Source organism: Proteus sp. NMG38-2 (assembly GCF_020640995.1).
Lineage (GTDB): Bacteria > Pseudomonadota > Gammaproteobacteria > Enterobacterales > Enterobacteriaceae > Proteus.
On the sequence record NZ_CP085481.1, the window covers coordinates 2,330,156 to 2,350,116 of the forward strand.

Sequence of the window (19,961 nt, forward strand, 5' to 3'; positions counted from 1 at the left end):
GGATTAAAAAACGGATGAAAACTCCCCAAGTTCAACTTGAATAGATTTTATTTGAGTATAATTCTGTAGTGTAACAAGCCCATTTTCACGTCCCACACCAGAATGTTTATAGCCACCAACTGGCATTTCTGCAGGAGACTCGCCCCATGTATTGATCCAACAAATTCCGGCTTCCAATTGGTGAATAACACGGTGAGCTGTTGTGAGATCTTTGGTGACAAGACCTGCGGCCAAACCATAAACGCTATTATTTGCGCGTAAAACCACTTCATCTTCAGTTTGATAACTAAGAATACTCATCACAGGACCGAATATTTCATCTTGTGTGATATTCATATCATCGGTGCAATCTGTGAAAACAGTAGGTGCAACATAAGCACCTTGAGCAAAATTTCCTTCTAATAAACGATGACCACCACAAAGTAATCTTGCCCCTTGAGCTTTGCCTAACTCAATATAACTCAAGACTTTTTCAAGATGAGGAAAACTGACCAGTGGGCCAAAATTGGTGTCCATTTCAAGAGGTGAGCCGATCCTAATACGTGATACGCGCTCTATAATTTTCGCTTCAAATGCAGGTTTTAATCTTTCAGGAACAAAGACACGAGTGCCATTGGTACACACCTGCCCTGAACTATAAAAATTCGCCATCATCGCAATATCAGCAGCGGTATCTAAATCTGCATCATCAAAAATAATTAAAGGTGACTTTCCACCAAGTTCCATGGTTACTTCTTTCAAACTTGAAGCAGACGCATTTGCCATCACCTTTTTACCCGTTTCAATTCCTCCAGTAAAAGAAACTTTCGCGATATCAGGATGCAGTGTTAACCATTGCCCCACATTCGCTTTTCCTGTAACAACGTTAAAAACGCCCTTTGGCACCCCTGCCTCGGTGTATATTTCGGCAAGTTTTAATGCTGTTAATGAAGTCATCTCACTTGGTTTAAAGATCATTGCATTACCTGCGGCAAGTGCAGGTGCAGATTTCCACAACGCTATTTGAATGGGGTAATTCCATGCACCGATACCAGCAACAACTCCCAATGGCTCGCGGCGAGTGTAAGCAAAAGCGGTTTCTCTAAGTGGAATTTGCTCTCCTTCAAGTGCAGGAATAAGACCTGCGTAATACTCTAAAACATCAGCGCCCGTCACAATATCAACATAGCGTGTTTCAGATAGCGGTTTGCCTGTATCTAAGGTTTCTAAATGAGCCAATTCATCATTACGTTCACGTAAAATATCAACAGCGCGTCGTAAAATTCGAGAGCGTTCCATAGCCGTCATCGCACGCCAAATTTTTTGCCCTTGTTTTGCGCTCTCTACAGCCCAATTGATATCTTCTTCACTTGCAGACTGTAAATGGGCGATCACTTCGCCATTAGCTGGGTTAATCGCTTCAAATTGTTCACACTCCGGTTGTGCGCAATCAACATATCCACCATGAATATAGAGTTTATGTAACGGTGGGTTTGGCATAGTTTCTCCTTTATTATTAGTTTCTTAAGTCTTTATTTGACTCCGATTTGTCAGTTGCATATCGATATATTCATTAGTAATGGTTTTGGCCTCTTCAAGAGAGAATGGTGCATTACTTAACGCACTTCGTAGCCATAAACCATCTATTAATGCGGCTAAACCTTTCGCAGCCAAACGTGCTTGATCTTTAGTAAGAACGCGCCCAAACTCGTAACTTAAATTGGAATAAAGCCTTCTATCATTGACCTTTTGTAGACGATTCAAATTAGGCTGATGCATACTACTTGCCCAAAATGCTAGCCATGTTTTCATTGCCGCTTCACTGGTTTGAGTAGTATCAAAGTTACCTTCAACAATAGCTTGGATACGTAGCTTAGGTGTTGCATCGCTTAACATTCTTAAACGTATCGCCACCGCAAAACCCAATTGATACTGGATATGGCGCATGGCAGCTTCCAACAATCCATTTTTATCACGAAAGTAGTGACTAATAATGCCGTTAGAAACACCGGCTTTTCGAGCTATCAATGCGATGCTCGCCTCTTGCATTCCAACCTCATTAATCACTGCTAACGTTGCTTGGATTAATTGCTGTTTACGTATCGACTGCATTCCTATCTTCGGCATGTTTTAAAGACCTAAAAAATACATTGAACACATTCATTAAACGTTTTTTTAATTGAACATTCAATCAATATTAACTATTGTTTATCACAATTAATTTACATTTAGATATAGGAGGATATTGTGAAAATTTGAATCTTTGCAACTAATTCAATTAGTTAACAAAGAATGCAACTTTTAACTTTTAGGTAAATAATTTTTTGGAATTTCTGATGACAACTCTTAACAGCACAAAAAAACCACAGAAAGACAAGCTCAATTCTGTCGTTTTTTTCGCTTCAGCAACGCTGATTTTAGCGTTTTCTTTTTTCACTATTTTGATGACAGAAACAGCAAATACATGGATTGTGGCAACACTGGGATGGGTATCAAAAACCTTTGGTTGGTACTATCTATTAGCAGCAACGTTATACATCGTTTTTGTTATTTTTGTTGCCACATCTCGTTTTGGAAATATCAAATTAGGGCCTGAACAATCAAAACCTGAATTTAGTGTTTTAAGTTGGTCTGCGATGTTATTTGCAGCCGGTATTGGGATTGATTTGATGTTTTTCTCTGTAGCAGAGCCGATTACACAATATATGTTACCGCCAACCGGCGAAGGTGAAACAATAGAAGCAGCCCGTCAGTCGATGGTGTGGACTTTATTCCACTATGGCCTGACGGGCTGGTCTATGTATGCACTTATTGGTATCGCTTTGGGCTATTTTAGCTATCGTTACAATTTGCCATTAACCATACGCTCTGCACTTTATCCTATCTTTGGAAATCGTATTTATGGCCCAATTGGTCATACAGTTGATATTGCTGCGGTATTAGGCACCATTTTTGGTATTGCAACAACGTTAGGTATTGGTGTTGTACAACTTAATTATGGGCTAAAAGTTCTTTTTGATTTACCCCAAGGATTGAGCGTTCAAGGCGGATTAATTCTATTATCTGTTATTATGGCCGTTATTTCTGCAACATCGGGCGTTAACAAAGGGATCAGGATTTTATCTGAATTAAATGTATTACTCGCATTGGGGCTTATTTTATTTATCTTATTTGCAGGTGATACTGAGTTTTTATTAAATGCACTGGTATTAAATGTCGGTGATTACACTAATCGTTTTTTAGGCATGACATTAAATAGTTTTGCATTTGATAGACCAACGGATTGGATGAATAGCTGGACACTGTTTTTCTGGGCTTGGTGGGTTGCATGGTCACCTTTTGTTGGACTCTTTTTAGCTCGTATTTCAAGAGGACGAACAATTCGACAATTCGTCATAGGTACCTTAATTATTCCCTTTGTTTTTACACTGTTATGGTTATCCATTTTTGGGAATAGCGCTTTATATGAAGTGATCCATGGCAATAAAGCACTCGCACAAACAGTATTAGAAGCACCCGAAAAAGGATTCTATTCATTATTAGAACTCTATCCCGGTTTTGGTTTAACGGCTTCTGTCGCCACAATTACGGGATTATTATTTTATGTCACTTCTGCCGATTCTGGTTCATTAGTATTAGGCAATTTCACCTCTCAATTAAGCCATGTTAATAACGACGCCCCCAATTGGCTTCGCATTTTCTGGTCTATTGCTATTGGTTTATTAACGTTAGGTATGTTAATGGCGGATGGTATTTCGGCCTTACAAAACACAACTATAATAATGGGATTGCCCTTTAGCTTTGTTATTTTCTTTATTATGGCTGGACTTTATAAATCATTAAAAGTCGAAGATTTTAGACGTGTTAGTTCGCTAAATACCAATGCGCCAGCACCACTTTATGGTAATACTACGATGAATTGGAAACAGCGTTTAGGGCGGGTTATGAATTTCCCAGGAACGACCTATACACAACGCATGTTAGATTTAACCTGTATGCCAGCAATGCAAGATGTGGCTAAAGAACTTTTATTACGTGGAGCAAAAGTTGAATTCAATTATTATCCAATTGAAGATAATGAACGTTTACATCATTTAGAGCTTGTGGTCGATCTTGACCAAGAGCAAAATTTTATTTATCAAATTTGGCCACAAAAATATTCAGTACCAGCATTCACTTATCGTGCTCGTCGAGGTAAATCAGATTATTACCGTTTAGAAACCTATTTATGGGAAGGTACCCAAGGAAATGACTTAATGGATTACACCAAAGAACAGGTAATTACTGATATTTTAGACCAATATGAAAAACATCTGAACTTTATTCATCTTAGTCGTGAAGCTCCAGGATCGACATTAACTTTCCCTGAGTCAAATTAAATCGTAACTTAAAATAAAAAAAGGAGATCGTTATTTGATCTCCTTTTCATTTGATTAATTTTCTACTTCACTGAAATAAACAATAGCCCTATACCTAAAAGAATTAATAACACACCAATAATTTTATCTGCCATTTTTTGATGTGAAAGTATTTTTGTGCGTAATAAAGGCGTAGAGAAAAATAACGCAACACAACTAAACCAAACCCAATGAGCAACAGAGATAAACATACCATAAGAAAGATTTATCCAGAGTGGATTACTCAAATTAGCCACTTGTGTATACAGCGCAATAACAAATAACATCGTTTTAGGGTTTAGTGCATTCGTTAAAAAACCAACACGTAATGCCTGAAACGCACTAGGGGCCGAATTTACCGCATTCTCAACCGTCAATTGTGTTTTATTCGTTAATGACTTAGAGCCTAAATAAATTAAATACCCCACCCCTAATAATTTCATTATAAAAAAAAGTGTCGGCGACTCTGTAATAATAAAAGAAACACCAAATACAGTATAAAAGACATGGATCTGAACACCAATCGCAATACCGATTGCTGTAATCAGCCCAACTCTCACACCATAGGAATAACTATTTTTTGTCACCATAGCAAAATCAGGGCCCGGGCTAATAACCGCCAATATTGTGATCATCGCGACAGCAATTAGCTCACTCATTTCTTTCCTTACTTTCACATTTGAGTTGATTACATGTAATAAAAAGTGACATAAAATAAGATTTTATTTGAATAAAAAACTTATTTAATCCACCTAACCTCTCTATTTTGCTAATTTGACTAAAAATAAAAAGCGATTTATCTTGCAGTATATCTGTAATTTTTAATCGTCTATTTTATTACTCACTTTATGGCTTATTTTTATGAAAATGCCTTCTTTAACATCCTTACGTTTTTTTAATAGCGCGGCAAAAACAGGCAGTTTTGTCAGTGCTGCGGAGCAACTTCATGTTACACACAGTGCAGTAAGCCGACAAATACGGCTATTAGAAGATGAATTAGGCATTGCTTTATTTGAACGCCGTAATCGTGCAGTTTATTTAAATGAAGCTGGTCAGTATTTATATAAAACAACGTCAGCAATATTTGAACAACTTGAAGAAACCGTCACCCATTTGCGCTCTCCTTTAAATAACCCCGTGTTAGTGGTTTCATGCGAACCTACTATTGCCATGAAATGGCTAATTCCGCGCCTTTCTCATTTTTATGCGTTACACCCTGAAATCACGTTGCACTTAGTTGCCGCTGGTGGTGCAATTGATTTTAATAAAGAAGGTGTCGATTTAGCGTTTAGACGAAATGATTTTTTTTGGAGCAAGAATATTTATGCAACCAAGATTTGTGATGAAAAAATAGGTGCTGTTGTAAAGTCTAATAATATCCATCATTCAAATAAGCAATTAACAACGCTCTCTCGCCCCCAAGCTTGGCAAGATTGGTATCAATATTCAGGTATACAATCTACTTATACCCATACTAGTCAGTATGAGCATTTTTATCTTGCTATTCAGGCTACCCTTGCTGGGTTAGGTACGACCATTGCCTCTTTTCTTATGGTACAAGATGAATTAAAAGATCAACAACTTATCGCCACACATGGCTTTGTTAAAGATAACTCAAGCTACTACTTGCTCTCTCCAAGCGAAATCATGCACGACTCAAAGCAGGATAAGTTTAAAAACTGGCTCATTGCTGAAGCGGAAAAATGTGCAATAGAGACTGAAAGATCACGGGGATAATCCTATTTTTATCTCAAAAATACTCGACTATCTGTTTGCTCCCATAAGAACAAGATGAATAAATAATTATTTTTTTATCATATTTATTTACTTCTATCTTTTTTTTAGTAATCTATGAGAACTAATAAAACATAGAATAATTTACCTGGGAAACATCACATGAATCGTCGTTCATTCTTAACATCATCAAGCTTAGTGATTGGGGGTCTTTCATTAAGTTCTTTTGTTAGCTCTGCTTATGCCAATGAATCATTGAAAAACAAATTGGTTTTTAACGCAGAAAATCCGCTATTACTTAACTTTAATGAAAACTCATTAGGCATGTCGCCTAACGCTCAAAAAGCAATTATTGATGCCTTACCTAATGCATTTAGATATCCAGATGATGCACGTAGCGCATTAATTAGCGAATTAGGGAAAGAATTTAAACTTTCAGATAAACATATCACTTTGGGTAATGGCTCATCTGAGACAATTCAAGCAGCCGTTCAATTTGTAGCCAACAAAGCTCAAAAAGAAGGTAAAGCGGTTCAACTTATTGTTCCTGATCCAACATTTAACTATGCCGAGCTTTATGCAGAACCTTTAGGGGTAAAAATCGTTAAAATTCCTGTTGATAGTACTCTGGCTTTTGATTTAGCTACTATGCAAAAAAAAGCACAGGAGTTTGATGGTATTAGCATGGTTTACTTATGTAATCCAAACAACCCTACAGCAATGCTAACGCCTACCTCAGAATTATCGAACTGGGTAAAATCAGCAAAAGAGAATGTCTTTTTTATTATTGATGAAGCTTACGCTGAGTTTGTTTCAACACCTGAATTTATCAGTGCAATTTCGTTAGTTGTTGCAGGATATAAAAATCTGATTGTCGCCCGTACTTTCTCAAAAATTTATGCCTTAGCCGGATTACGTGTAGGTTATGGCGTTGCCGTCCCAGAAGTAATCTCACAAATTGATGCCTTTGTTTCTATTGATAATACTAATACTGCAGGTGCAGTTGCCGCATTAGCCTCACTGAAAGATAAAGCTTATGTGGAATATAGCCGTAAATCGATTGATGTTTCACGTCAGATGGTCGTGGATGCCTTAAAAGAGTTGAATATTGAATACGCACCTTCTCATGCAAACTTTATATTCCATAAAGTTAAAGGCGATGTAAAAACCTATCAAAATAGAATGAAAGAGGCGAATATTATGGTCGGCCGTGAATTTCCACCTGCTTTTGGTTGGAGTCGTTTAACTTTAGGCACACCAGAAGAAATGAGCTATTTCGTCATTACATTAAAAGCCTTTAGAGCTAAAGGTTGGATTTAATCTGATTTAATGCTTATTTTATTGGTTGATGAATAACGCCCTTGAAAATAATATCGAGGGCGTTTTTATTTATTACTGTTCTTGTAACTCTAGTTCTGCAATAACAGGAAGATGATCACTTGCATCTGACCATTTAAATGTTGCTGAATCTTGTGGGATGGTCATATTTTTGATATCCCAAACCTGACCTTTAAAGGTAAAGATATGGTCGATATCGATGGCTGGATTAATTGCTGGCCATGTACGTTTATCACTATTTGGTTTTTCAACAGGGTTCCAAAAATAGTTAATTTCTTGGATTGGTTGCTCATTGGCAGTAGAGTTAAAATCACCTGCCAATATTTTTATTGATGTTGAAATATTATCAAAGCTTGTCTCTGTATCGCCAATTGCAGCATCTAATATATGTCTTACTTGACCGATACGAATAGTGGGATCTTTTTGCCAATCAAGGTGTGTTCCCATAATAATAATCGGTGAATCAAACCCTGGTTTAGTAATCTGTGATAATAAAACAATACGTTGTTCTGCATTACCTGAAGGCAGATTAACGACCTGTGATTTATCAATTTTGTATTTTGATAAAATACCAACACCATATTGCCCACCATCAAAATCGAGCGCTTTGCCAAAAGCAAACTGCATATTATTGGCTTTTGCTAACTCTTCAAGCTGGTTAATATTTTTACTACGTGCCGTTTTATTATCAACTTCAGTGACAACAATGACTTCTGCATCGATATTTTTGATTGCTTGGTTAAGCTTGTCAAAATTGGTGACATCCGCTGAAACTTCATTTTTACCGATATTATAGGTAGCTACTTTCAATGTCGGTTTATTATTTTGATACACCTTATTGGGTGTACCGCCTGATTGTACAGCAAGGATTTCTGATCCTGTGGTATTCGCTACTGCCATTGATGACAGTAATACACCAGTGCTGACTAGGATAGATATTGCACTTTTTTTCATGATTTCCCCGAAAAATAAACAGAATGCTAATGGATGGTCAACAATAAACTATCACACTGAAAATATGACGCAGTGATACAATCCACAAAGTTATTTCGAGATGCAAAAAATCAACCTGATATTGTGGCATTAAAAGCCCTTAGAGCTAAAGGGTAGGTTTAGTCAGATAATAATATCACTATAAAATAGTACCAATTTTATTTACTTTTAATTTTCAAATAGTATTCCATCACGTCATAAATACTTAATATTATTTTTAATTTATTATTTAAAATGAAAACAATGACATTTACTATCTCTAATATTTTAATTCAATATATTAAAGACTAATGACATTAATTTGGATTACGTATTATTACTGGAGTGAAAATTTATTTTTTGTGAATTTCTTCTTAAGAATAAAATCAACACATTGATAATTAGCACCTTGCTTGCTATAACTAAAATTATCGAATAAAAATATAACTTTCAGTTTAAAGACAACAAATAAATTTTATTATCTTTAAAAATGAATAAATAAGATCTTTTTTATCCTTTTCTGAAACATGGTTATAACCACCAAGGACAGCAATATTATTGAATCAGCATCACGAAAAGGATAACCCATGTTATTACATCAACTGAAATTTCCCTTACTGTTTATTTTAAGTGCCTCGTTATTAACTGGCTGTCTATCCTTAAAAGAAAAAGCCGCGATTAAAGCGGAACAAGATAGAGCCGAACAACAGCGTTTAATTGACGAAGAAATTAAAAGTTATGGCCCTCCCACCGTGATTTATCGTATTGATGACCATCGTTTTTTTACCTTAGAGAAATATAATGAAAGGCGAGAAGGGATCACTTATTACAACAATACAAAAAACAATATCCATCAAGAAATATTATACGGATCAGCTTGTTTATACCAAGGACGCCTTATTTGGGCAACTGAACGCGATGATGCTTTAATTTTCCCTGCGGTACTGAGTCGAAGAACAGATCAATGCGCAGGCACTAAATGGGGTTGTGTTAACGCGATCCTTGTCACCCTTGATGGTGGCAAAACCTTTAGACCCACAAATGGCGGATTTGGTAGCAATACAGATTATCCTGGTTTCAGATCGGCTAGTTTTGATATTATCGTCACCAATGAGGGGTTTTATTTAGGGAAGACTTCAGTTAGCCGTCGAGAAATTAATGATGAATTAGCCAAACCGTGGTGGCGAAAATTTTATTTTGATCCTACTGATTCTAATTATGTCCATAATGATGTAGGTGACGAAGAAATACCTTCAAATAATTTAAAAACCTCTTCAGGACAAACCCGTTTTGATTGCAGCGCCCCCTCTATTTACCCTATTTCACAGGCGGAAAAATGATGAGTAACAGTAATTCAACTCGTTGGCTAAAACCTAAAGAGTGCCTTGATGGCAGTCAAGAATGGCGTTCTATCACTCATGCTGCCAATATTGGTGGAGAAATTCATGTGAAACCTCATTTACCTGGGATTATTATTTTTGTTCATGGGGTGAACTCAGAGGGAGAATGGTATAACGATGCTGAAGTCGATATCTGTAAAGGTTTAAATGAACGACTAAATTTAACTAATACTGCTTATGAGTTAAAAGAAAATATATACTATCAACCCAAATTTATCTTAGATGAAAAAAATTATGATAATAGTCACTATATTTATAAAGAGCCTATTCGAACATTAAAAAAGTTAGGTAATTCCCCTGTGATCCGTTTTTACTGGGGATACCGTGCAACGGATGATGATTTAGGTCAATACTGTATTCCACTAAAAAATAAAGCAGGAGAAAGCTATCACCGCTTAGTTAATGAAATACTTAATCCTGAATACAGTCATAAAGATGAAAAATATTGGACACCCGAAGATATAAAAAAATACAATATTGTACAAGAATACCATTCCCTGCCTTACCGTAAAAAATGCCTCTTTATTAATGAAAAAATTAAACATAAAGGCCCTTTTTTCTGGGGCGGTGGACCGTTTCAAAATGGCTGTAATAATTTAGTCAGTTTATGGAGTGAGTATGGCTTTAGCAATCTCGCGATGTTATGGACGGTGATCCCAATGCCTATTCCTTATAATGTACAGGCCTTTAACCCTGAATCAGACCGACTATTAACAAAATCCCCCCCTCGCCGCTATTATGCCCATGCCGTAAAACGCTTAGCTAATTTAGTCAAAAAAATACGTGATAACAATCCTTATGATACTGTGACAGTTATTTCACACAGCCAAGGTACCATGATAGCGTTGGCGGCTGCGGCACTTGATGCGCCTGATAGCCTCTTTGTTCTAAACTCTCCCTATGCTACCGAAGATAAATTCTTAAATAGCTACTCTTATGTTTACAATGAAAATATTGACCAAGCCCAGCGTGAAGCCACACTAGAAGCGATCATTGATAAGATTGCAAAAAACAAAAATAGATTAAAATCATCCCCCTGTAGTTATTCAGGATTAGTGGTGGGACTCAGTGACGATGAAAAAAGCTGGACCCCTGATGTCGTCATCTATAAAGGAGAAAAACTGGATGTGAGTGATAAAAGAAATATTGAAAAAAATAGGGAAAACAATAAGGAAAAATTAGCTAGAGGTGAAATGATTAAGGAAAGAGATAATCATGGGCAATTTTATATTTATTGTAACCCACATGACCGTGTAATGGGTTCATCACCTTTACAAAGTATTGGTTGGTGTCCACTTCCTAATATCACTCAAAAAGGACAAACCACGCATCATCCTCTGTTCAATCTAGAACAACCGCCTTATATCAGAATGTTAGCGCGTAATACACCCTGTGGTGGAAAGCCTAATCCACACACAATATTTACCAATGAATATGGCCAATTTAGTGACGGGAATATTTTTTGGGACAGCAATACTAAAACGTTAGATGGCTTAGCTTGGCCAGCTCCTTCTGCTAATATCTCATTAAATATTAATGCCCCTGAAGTACCTCATCCTATTACACCCGCCGAACTGGCAACCTTTGATGAAGATTTTGCCGTAATAGAAAAAAAAGAGGAAAAACCAATCCCTGAAATTAATATAGATGCTGATAAACAGAAAAAAAAGATACCTTTAGGTCAAGGTTATGGACAATTAATATATAACCCAAAAAATAGGAGCTATGAGCCCAAAGATGCCGAATATTACTTCTATAAAGATCTCTATTCTTATCAACATCGTATTTGGGTTGAACTCACCCCAGAAGAGAGAAAAGTACTCCAAGGTAATGTATTGCTAGACCCACAAGATAGAAATGCCACCAAGAAATATGAAACCGTAGAAGAGATGAGAACTCGTATTCGTGAATATAATCAACGCCCTACCGACCATGGTACATTACCAAGAAATTCACTGTTTCTTCGTCGCGTAGTCACTTATGATTTACCTATAGGTTATTGTGAAATAGGCAGAAGCCCAGAAAAGATGGATGAGTTAAGAAAATATGCGGATTGGCTAAGTGGCTTAGATATCTATATGGAAAAAGGTGAATTAGATTTACCAAAAATGCCAGATATCATCGAAAACCCGTTAAAGAAAAAATAACAATAAATGCTCAATATTCTAAATCTTAAAAATAAGAAGTCCGCTTGAATTTATTCAAACGGACTTCTTCTCTTATCAATACTTATTGATTACATTAAAGCGGATCCACTTTTAAGCAAGAGACTGCGTGGCGGAAGCTCCCTTCTAATAAAGGACGTGTTTTTGCACATTCTTCATCAGCCATCGGACAACGTGTACGGAATATACAGCCTGATGGTGGATTAATCGGAGAAGGTAATTCCCCCTCTAATAAATCAATATGCTTGTTACGCTCTTTATCGGGATCAGGAATAGGCACTGCTGACATCAGCGCTTTGGTATAAGGGTGTAATGGATGATGATAAACTTCATCATAAGTCCCTAATTCCACCGCGTGTCCTAAATACATCACCAACACACGATCGGAAATATGTTTTACCACTGCCAGATCATGCGCAATAAAGATCAAAGATAATCCCATCTCTTTTTGAATATCTTTCAGCAAGTTCACTACTTGAGCCTGAATTGATACGTCTAATGCTGAAACAGGTTCATCACAAATCACTAATTTTGGTTCTAAAATTAACGCACGCGCAATACCAATACGCTGACATTGCCCACCTGAGAATTCATGAGGATAACGGTTAATTAAGTTTGGCAATAATCCAACCCGCATCATCATTGCTTTCACTTTTTCAACCACCTGTGCCTGTTTCATTTTAGGGTGATAAGTTTTTAATGGTTCAGCAATGATATCGCCAATCGTCATTCTTGGGTTTAAGGAAGCCAGCGGATCTTGGAAAATCATCTGAATGTCTTGGCGAATATCTCGCCATTGCTTATTCCCCATTCCCAGTAAATCATTACCTAACCATGAGACAGTTCCACCAGAGGCTTTGACTAAACCAATAATGGCACGCGCAAACGTCGATTTACCACAACCAGATTCACCAACAACACCAAGGGTTTCACCTTCATATAGGCGCAGTGTGACACCGTCGACAGCTTTTAGACTTTTTTTCGCTTTCCAAAACCACTGCTTATTATCTTGAACATCGAAATAAACCTTTAAGTCATTCACTTCAAGAATAACTTTTCTATCTTGTAATGTGGCCTGCGTCATACCAATTCCTCCACCGCTTTAAAACAGGCTCGTAATCGCCCTTGTGCAAATTGCGCTAATTCAGGCTCATTCGACAAACATTGCTCTGTTGCATACTGACAGCGTGGTTGGAATGGGCAACCTTTTGGTAAACGCAATAAGTTAGGAGGATTACCCGGAATGGTCGCTAGTCGCTCATCTTCACCGTCTAAACGCGGAACGGCTTGTAGCAACCCAATAGAATAAGGGTGTGAGGGTTGATAGAAGATATCACGCGCTTTCCCGTACTCCATAGTACGCCCTGCATACATTACCAATACTTTATCGCAAATCCCTGCAACAACCCCTAAGTCATGGGTGATCATAATAATTGCAGTGTTTAAATCATTTTTAAGCTCATTTAACAGTGTCATGATTTGTGCTTGAACCGTCACATCAAGTGCTGTTGTTGGTTCATCTGCAATTAACAGTTTAGGCTTACACAGCAATGCCATTGCAATCATGACACGTTGACGCATCCCGCCTGAAAATTCATGAGGGTACATACTCATTCGTTTATGCGCTTCAGGCATTTTTACGGCATCTAACATACGCACAGATTCCGCATAAGCATCATTTTTACTCATGCCTTTATGTAGCATTAATACTTCAATCAGCTGCGCGCCCACTTTCATATAGGGATTTAATGAGGTCATTGGATCTTGAAATATCATGGATATTTCTTCAGCGCGCATTTTATTTAATTCACTTTGGCGAAGATTTAAGATCTCACGACCATTAAAATTGGCACTACCTGCTGTACGGCCATTTTTCGCTAATAATCCCATCAATGCGAATGCTGTTTGCGATTTACCTGAACCCGATTCACCAACAATTCCTAAGGTTTCACCTGCTGATAATTCAAAATTCAGCTTATTAACGGCAGTGACATCACCATCTGCGGTACCAAAAGTGACGCTGAGATCTTTAACACTTAATAACGACTTGTTTGTTGTATTTATCATTTTGTTCTCCTTAACGATCTTTCGGGTCTAATGCATCACGTAAGCCATCACCGATAAAGTTAAAACAAAACAGTGTGATAACTAAAAATGCAGCCGGGAAAAGTATCAACCAAGGAGAAACTTCCATTGAGTTTGCACCATCACTTAATAGTGCGCCCCAACTACTTAATGGTTCTTGTGTTCCTAAACCTAAGAAGCTTAAGAAGGATTCAAATAAAATCATACTAGGCACTAATAGAGAGGCATAAACCACCACCACGCCTAATACGTTAGGCACAATATGTCTTAACACAATATTGCGTGATGACACACCACAGACTAATGCCGCTTCAATAAATTCTTTGCGTTTTAGACTTAAGGTTTGTCCTCTTACAATACGCGCCATATCGAGCCAAGATACCATCCCAATCGCAACAAAAATCAGTAGGATATTTTGACCAAAAAATGTCACCAGTAAGATAACAAAGAACATAAATGGGAATGAGTTTAATATTTCGAGTAAGCGCATCATAATTGAATCAACACGCCCACCAATATAACCCGCCATTGCGCCATAAAGTGTGCCAACAATGACCGCAACAAAGGCTGCCGCAATACCAACCATTAATGAGATACGACCACCAATCGCAACCCGTACTAATAAGTCGCGGCCTGATGAGTCAGTGCCAAAATAGTGAGAAGAGGCAAAATCAGGTGCCATCGACATCATTTCCCAATCTGTATCGTCATAAACAAATGGCGATAACATTGGGGCAAAAATAACAAATAATAAAATAAAGAAAAGTAACACAAGACTCGTGATCGCAGCTTTATTGTGCATAAAACGACGACGAGCATCTTGCCATAAACTACGACCTTCAATATCTAGCTGCTCCGAGAAATTCCCCAGAGCTTCGCTGTTTTCCTTCAGTGATAACATAACGCGCTCCAGTGTCTATTAATAACGAATTTTCGGATCAATAACAGCATATAAAATATCGACAATTGCATTAAAGAAAATCGTTAATGCACCTACGATAATGGTCAAACTTAATACTAGTGAGTAATCTCGGTTTAAAGCGCCATTAACGAAAAGTTGTCCGATACCCGGCAATCCAAAGATGGTTTCAATCACCATTGAGCCCGTAATAATACCGACGAATGCAGGCCCCATATAAGAGATAACAGGTAGCAACGCAGGTTTTAAAGCATGACGCAGTACAATTCTTTTCATCGGCAAACCTTTCGCTTTTGCCGTTCTGATAAAGTTTGAGTGTAATACTTCAATCATTGAACTACGGGTAATACGCGAGATGCTAGCAATGTAAGAAAGTGATAATGCAATCATTGGCAACAACATATATTGCACCGCGCCACCATTCCAACCTCCAGCTGGTAACCACCTTAAGGTAATAGCGAAAATGAGCACTAACAGTGGTGCGACAACAAAACTCGGTATTACAACCCCCGTCATGGCAAAAGTCATGACGGTATAATCCCATTTGGTGTTCTGATTCAGTGCCGCTATCACGCCTGCCCCCACACCTAAAATTACGGCAAAAATAAATGCCGACAGCCCTAATTTAGCTGAAACAGGGAATGCTTTACCGACTAAGGTGTTTACACTGTAGTCTTTATATTTAAAAGAAGGCCCTAAATCCCCTTTCGATAACTGAATTAAATAATCGAAATATTGCTTATAAATGGGATCGTTTAAATGGTATTTCGCTTCAATATTTGCCATTACCTCAGGCGGGAGTTTTCTTTCACCCGTAAAAGGGCTACCCGGCGCTAAGCGCATCATAAAGAACGAAATCGTTATTAGAATAAATAGAGTCGGTATCGCTTCCAGAAAGCGACGAAAAATAAATTTGAGCATTGCCCGTTCCTATAACACAAACCTATTCAGGCGTGACGATAAAAAGACCTTGCCTTAAAAAGACAAGGCCTCGCCCGATTACTTAGCAATAATATACAAGTCTTTAGTATGTAAATTATCTAATGGATCTTTACCTGAATAACCCCCAACATAAGGTTTCACTAAGCGGGTGTTTACATAGTAGTAAAGTGGAACGATAGCCGAATCTTTATCTAATACACCTTCAGCTTTTTGATAAATAGCGGCACGTTCATCATCAGATTTCACACGTAAAGACTCTTTGATCAATGCGTCAAATTCTGTGTTTTTATAGTGAACAGTGTTGTTACTGCTGTAAGACAGCATCATGTTCAGGAATGAAGAAGGTTCATTATAATCTGCACACCAACCGGCACGAGCAACATCATAAGTTCCTTGGTGACGAGTATCTAAGAACGTCTTCCATTCTTGGTTTTCAAGAGATACATCTGCACCTAAGTTTTTCTTCCAAATTGAAGAGGCAGCAATGGCTACTTTTTTGTGAAGATCAGAAGTGTTGTACAGCAGTTTAAATTTCAGTGGATTGGCTTTGTTATAGCCCGCCTCTTCTAACAATTGACGTGCTTTTTCATTACGTTGTTCTTGAGTCCAAGTCGCAAACCACTCTGGTTTATTCTCTTTAATACCATCAGTAAATGGAGGGGTAAAGCCATAAGCTGGGATATCACCTTGGTTTTTTACTTTATAAGTGATGATATCTCTATCCATTGAAAGCTTAAGTGCTTCACGAACACGCGGATCGTTAAACGGTGCTTTCTCATTATTAATTTCATAATAATAAGTACATAAATATGGACTTATGCGCAATTCATCTGGGATCTCTTTTTTCAGTTTTTGGAAAAGTTCGATCGGTAAATTGCTATATGTCATGTCGATTTCACCCGCACGATAGCGGTTTACGTCGGTGACTTCTGATGAGATAGGTAGGAACGTAACTTTATCAATAACGGTACTTTTGTTATCCCAATATGTTGGGCTACGCTCTAAAACAATACGTTCGTTGACTGTCCAGTCTTTCAAATTATAAGCGCCGTTGCCGACGAAGTTAGCTGGTTGTGTCCATTTTTCGCCAAATTTTTCAATCACTTTTTGGTTAACTGGCGACATGGAGGAGTGAGCTAATAATTTTGGTAAATAAGGCACTGCTTCAGATAAAGTAATTTCTAATGTATTGTTATCTAATGCCTTAACACCTAATTCTGTGGCTTTTTTCTTACCCGCAATAATATCGTCGATATTCACGATATGTGCATATTGTAGATAGCTTTCATAAGGAGATGCAGTATTAGGATCAGCTAAACGTTGCCAGCTATAAACGAAATCTTGTGCTGTAACAGGCTCACCATTTGACCATTTAGCGCCTTCACGAATTTTGAATGTCCAAACGGTGAAATCTTTATTTTCCCAGCTAGTTGCTGAACCTGGTAAAATTTCGCCATCTGGGCCAACTATTGTCACACCTTCGAAAAGATCACGAGCTAATGCAGATTCGGGCACACCTTCGATTTTATGAGGATCAAGCGATTGTGGTTCAGAACCATTATTACGTACAAGCACTTGTTTTTCAGCTAATTTCACCCCATCTGGAACAACCGCAGCGTTAGCTGTTAGCGCTGACAATCCAAAGATTGCGCTTATTGCAATCGCCAACGCACTCTTTTTAGTTAAATTACTCATCTTATAAAATACTCCCAGTTAGTGAGTTGGTTGTTAGACAACCATTCTGTGATGTTCAGTTGTGTTTTAGAACGGTTTACACAACTTATTGTTTTTACAAAAAATAAATCAAACTTACTTAATTGCTATCAGTGCTTAATTGCCTGATAACATTATAATTTTTTTATGCCGTTATCTTTTTTTGTGTAGCTTTTTTATTTTTTACTACCGTTAATGTCACTTTTAATCATTTAAATCGTACATAACTATAGAATACCGATAATTTACCAGTTTTAGTTATCTACCTTTATAAAATAGCGCTTTAAGTCCGTATAATCAAAGGGGTCTTTACCTGTAAATCCACCTACTTTTGGACTGACTAATCTAACACTGACGCGATAATAAACAGGTACTATCGCTGAATCCTTATCTAGCAAGGCTTCAGCACGTTGATAGAGTTGATGACGAGCACCATTATCGAGTGCAAGTAGTGCATTATTTAATGTGTCGTCATAGGCTTTATTTTCATAAAAGACCGTATTTAGGCTACTTTTAGAAAGAAATGAGTTTAAAAATGAAGTTGGTTCATTGTAATCTGCACACCATGTTGCTCTCGCAACTTGGTAATTGCCCTGATTACGATTTTCTAGCGCCGTTTTCCATTCTTGATTTTGTAACGTGACATTAGCGCCAATACTTTTCTTCCACATTGATGCGGCTGCAATAGCTTGCTGTTTATTTTGATCTGATGTGTTGTAAAGCAATGTAAAAGTCAGCGGATTTTTACTATCAAATCCGGCTTCTTTTAATAACTCTCGCGCCCTTTCATTACGTTGTTGTTGTGTCCAATATGCCCATTTAGGTGGCTTAAAATTACCATTACCAATAAAAGAGGGTGTAAAAGAATAAGCAGGGATTTGCCCTTGCCCCATTATTTTTTCGGCAATTACTTGCCTATCAAGTGTTAATTTCACAGCTTCCCGAACGCGGGCGTCATCAAAAGGGGCTTTTTTATTATTGAGTTCATAATAAAAGGTACATAGATAAGGTGTAACGTGTAAATTATCAGGCTGTTCTTGCTTCATTTTTTTATAAAGAACTGGAGGAATAGCGCTGTTAGTAATATCAATTTCACCACTACGATAACGGTTAATATCGCTAGTTTCTGAGCTAATTGGCAAAAATGTGGCTTGCTCTATAATGGTATTTTTATTATCCCAATAAAGTGGATTACGCTTTAAAGTCACTTTTTCATTCACAACCCAATTTTCAATAACATAAGCACCATTGCCAACAAAGTTTTCTGGGCGAGTCCAATTCACGCCATATTTTTCAACAATCTCTTTTTTAACGGGTTTCAACGGTGTGTGACTGACCATATCGATTAAATAAGGAATTGGTTTGGTTAAATTGACTTGCAAAGTGTGAGGATCTATCGCTTTCACACCTAATGTTTCAGGGGATTTTTTGCCACTAAGAATATCTGTAATATTTTCAACATAAGCATATTCGAGATAACTGGCATAAGGTGAACCGGTTTTAGGATCTACGACTCGACGCCAGCTATAAACAAAATCTTCAGCAGTAACTGGAGAACCATCACTCCATTTTGCATCTTCTCGCAAATAGAATGTCCACACCTTGTTATCATCTGTTTCCCAGCGTTGTGCAACGCCCGGCATACTTTCACCATTCGGTCCAACATAAGTCAGCCCTTCTAATAAATTTAAAATAATATTAGTTTCTGGTGCGCCTTCTACTTTATGCGGATCAAGAGATGAAACTTCAGTTCCGTTATTAATTACAATATTTTGTTGCTTTGCCAGAATAGTACCTTCAGGAAGAGTGACGGCATGAGAAAAAAAGGAGGTTAAGACAAGTGACATAATACTGAGTGGAAACACTGTTTTTAACGTAACTTTATTTTTCATGGGTACCTCTCCTAATAAACAATAATTTATAGCGGGGTCGCTCAATTAACGTTAGGTATCGTTGTTAAATTTTGATTGTAATATTTGTGGCTCTTAGATATTTGCTGATATTAACGAGATAAAAAATGATAACAACACCCTTCTTTTTTACACTTATCGTAAATTTTGTCAATTAATGCGGTATTCTTATCACTTAACTTTATTGAGCCCTCTAGCGTTCTATCTTGAGAAAATAAAAAATACATATCGAGAGAGGCAAAACAACAAATAAACATTAAATTAACATCATGCAAGTTTTATAGATAGAAAACCTACTTAGCTCACAAAATTAATATAATTAGGATGGGTTTTAACCGACTCGCAGAACTTTATGATGCTTCGTTTGTAAAGAATTTCTTTTTGAAATTAATTATAAATAACAATAA

At 37.3% G+C, this 19,961-nt stretch carries 15 protein-coding genes; 5 read left to right on the forward strand and 10 right to left on the reverse strand.

Going from position 1 to position 19,961, the window contains the following annotated elements; genetic code table 11:
* Positions 1-3: 3 nt before the first annotated feature.
* Together betB and betI are read right to left on the reverse strand one after the other, a co-directional pair.
* Positions 4-1,479 (reverse strand): betaine-aldehyde dehydrogenase, encoded by a 1,476-nt coding sequence (gene betB / locus LG402_RS11135; protein WP_227335388.1) that lies wholly within the window; start codon positions 1,477-1,479, stop codon positions 4-6.
* A 24-nt stretch (positions 1,480-1,503) separates the two neighbouring features.
* Positions 1,504-2,106, reverse strand: coding sequence for a transcriptional regulator BetI (gene betI, locus LG402_RS11140; protein WP_109400562.1), 603 nt, complete (start codon positions 2,104-2,106; stop codon positions 1,504-1,506).
* Positions 2,107-2,315: 209 nt separating this feature from the next.
* On the opposite strand from betI, the gene LG402_RS11145 reads away from it, so the two are divergent.
* The gene (locus LG402_RS11145) at positions 2,316-4,358 is read left to right on the forward strand and encodes a choline transporter (RefSeq protein ID WP_109407622.1); all 2,043 of its coding nucleotides are present in this window, start codon (positions 2,316-2,318) and stop codon (positions 4,356-4,358) included.
* 62 nt (positions 4,359-4,420) lie between these two features.
* Here the strand turns inward: LG402_RS11145 and LG402_RS11150 are convergent, their stop codons facing one another.
* The gene (locus tag LG402_RS11150; protein WP_166540026.1) at positions 4,421-5,035 is read right to left on the reverse strand and encodes a LysE family translocator; all 615 of its coding nucleotides are present in this window, start codon (positions 5,033-5,035) and stop codon (positions 4,421-4,423) included.
* Between the two features lie 202 nt (positions 5,036-5,237).
* On the opposite strand from LG402_RS11150, the gene LG402_RS11155 reads away from it, so the two are divergent.
* On the forward strand, positions 5,238-6,113 hold the full coding sequence (locus LG402_RS11155; protein WP_166540027.1) for a LysR family transcriptional regulator: 876 nt from the start codon (positions 5,238-5,240) through the stop codon (positions 6,111-6,113).
* 159 nt (positions 6,114-6,272) lie between these two features.
* On the forward strand, positions 6,273-7,430 hold the full coding sequence (locus LG402_RS11160) for a pyridoxal phosphate-dependent aminotransferase (RefSeq protein WP_166540028.1): 1,158 nt from the start codon (positions 6,273-6,275) through the stop codon (positions 7,428-7,430).
* A 72-nt stretch (positions 7,431-7,502) separates the two neighbouring features.
* Here the strand turns inward: LG402_RS11160 and LG402_RS11165 are convergent, their stop codons facing one another.
* Positions 7,503-8,402, reverse strand: a complete 900-nt coding sequence (locus LG402_RS11165; RefSeq protein WP_166540029.1) for an endonuclease/exonuclease/phosphatase family protein — start codon at positions 8,400-8,402, stop codon at positions 7,503-7,505.
* 605 nt (positions 8,403-9,007) lie between these two features.
* Between LG402_RS11165 and LG402_RS11170 the strand changes: the two genes are divergently transcribed.
* Complete coding sequence (locus LG402_RS11170; protein WP_227335389.1) at positions 9,008-9,760, forward strand: hypothetical protein; 753 nt, start codon at positions 9,008-9,010, stop codon at positions 9,758-9,760.
* Positions 9,760-11,967 (forward strand): hypothetical protein, encoded by a 2,208-nt coding sequence (locus tag LG402_RS11175; protein ID WP_227335391.1) that lies wholly within the window; start codon positions 9,760-9,762, stop codon positions 11,965-11,967. The genes LG402_RS11170 and LG402_RS11175 overlap by 1 nt, the downstream gene beginning before the upstream one ends.
* Before the next feature lie 94 nt (positions 11,968-12,061).
* Here the strand turns inward: LG402_RS11175 and oppF are convergent, their stop codons facing one another.
* From oppF to LG402_RS11205, 6 genes are all read right to left on the reverse strand, one after another.
* Complete coding sequence (oppF, locus tag LG402_RS11180; RefSeq protein ID WP_036936438.1) at positions 12,062-13,069, reverse strand: murein tripeptide/oligopeptide ABC transporter ATP binding protein OppF; 1,008 nt, start codon at positions 13,067-13,069, stop codon at positions 12,062-12,064.
* Positions 13,066-14,052 carry an ABC transporter ATP-binding protein gene (locus LG402_RS11185; RefSeq protein ID WP_166540493.1) on the reverse strand — a complete coding sequence of 329 codons (987 nt, stop codon included), beginning with the start codon at positions 14,050-14,052 and terminating at the stop codon, positions 13,066-13,068. The genes oppF and LG402_RS11185 overlap by 4 nt, the downstream gene beginning before the upstream one ends.
* Positions 14,053-14,062: 10 nt before the next feature.
* Positions 14,063-14,971, reverse strand: a complete 909-nt coding sequence (gene oppC, locus LG402_RS11190) for an oligopeptide ABC transporter permease OppC (protein WP_166540494.1) — start codon at positions 14,969-14,971, stop codon at positions 14,063-14,065.
* An 18-nt stretch (positions 14,972-14,989) separates the two neighbouring features.
* Positions 14,990-15,910, reverse strand: a complete 921-nt coding sequence (oppB, locus tag LG402_RS11195) for an oligopeptide ABC transporter permease OppB (RefSeq protein ID WP_023581988.1) — start codon at positions 15,908-15,910, stop codon at positions 14,990-14,992.
* 78 nt (positions 15,911-15,988) lie between these two features.
* Entirely contained in the window at positions 15,989-17,626 is a 1,638-nt protein-coding gene (gene oppA / locus LG402_RS11200) for an oligopeptide ABC transporter substrate-binding protein OppA (RefSeq protein WP_227335393.1), read from the reverse strand.
* Positions 17,627-17,898: 272 nt separating this feature from the next.
* Positions 17,899-19,536 (reverse strand): ABC transporter substrate-binding protein, encoded by a 1,638-nt coding sequence (locus tag LG402_RS11205; protein WP_227335394.1) that lies wholly within the window; start codon positions 19,534-19,536, stop codon positions 17,899-17,901.
* Positions 19,537-19,961: the final 425 nt, after the last annotated feature.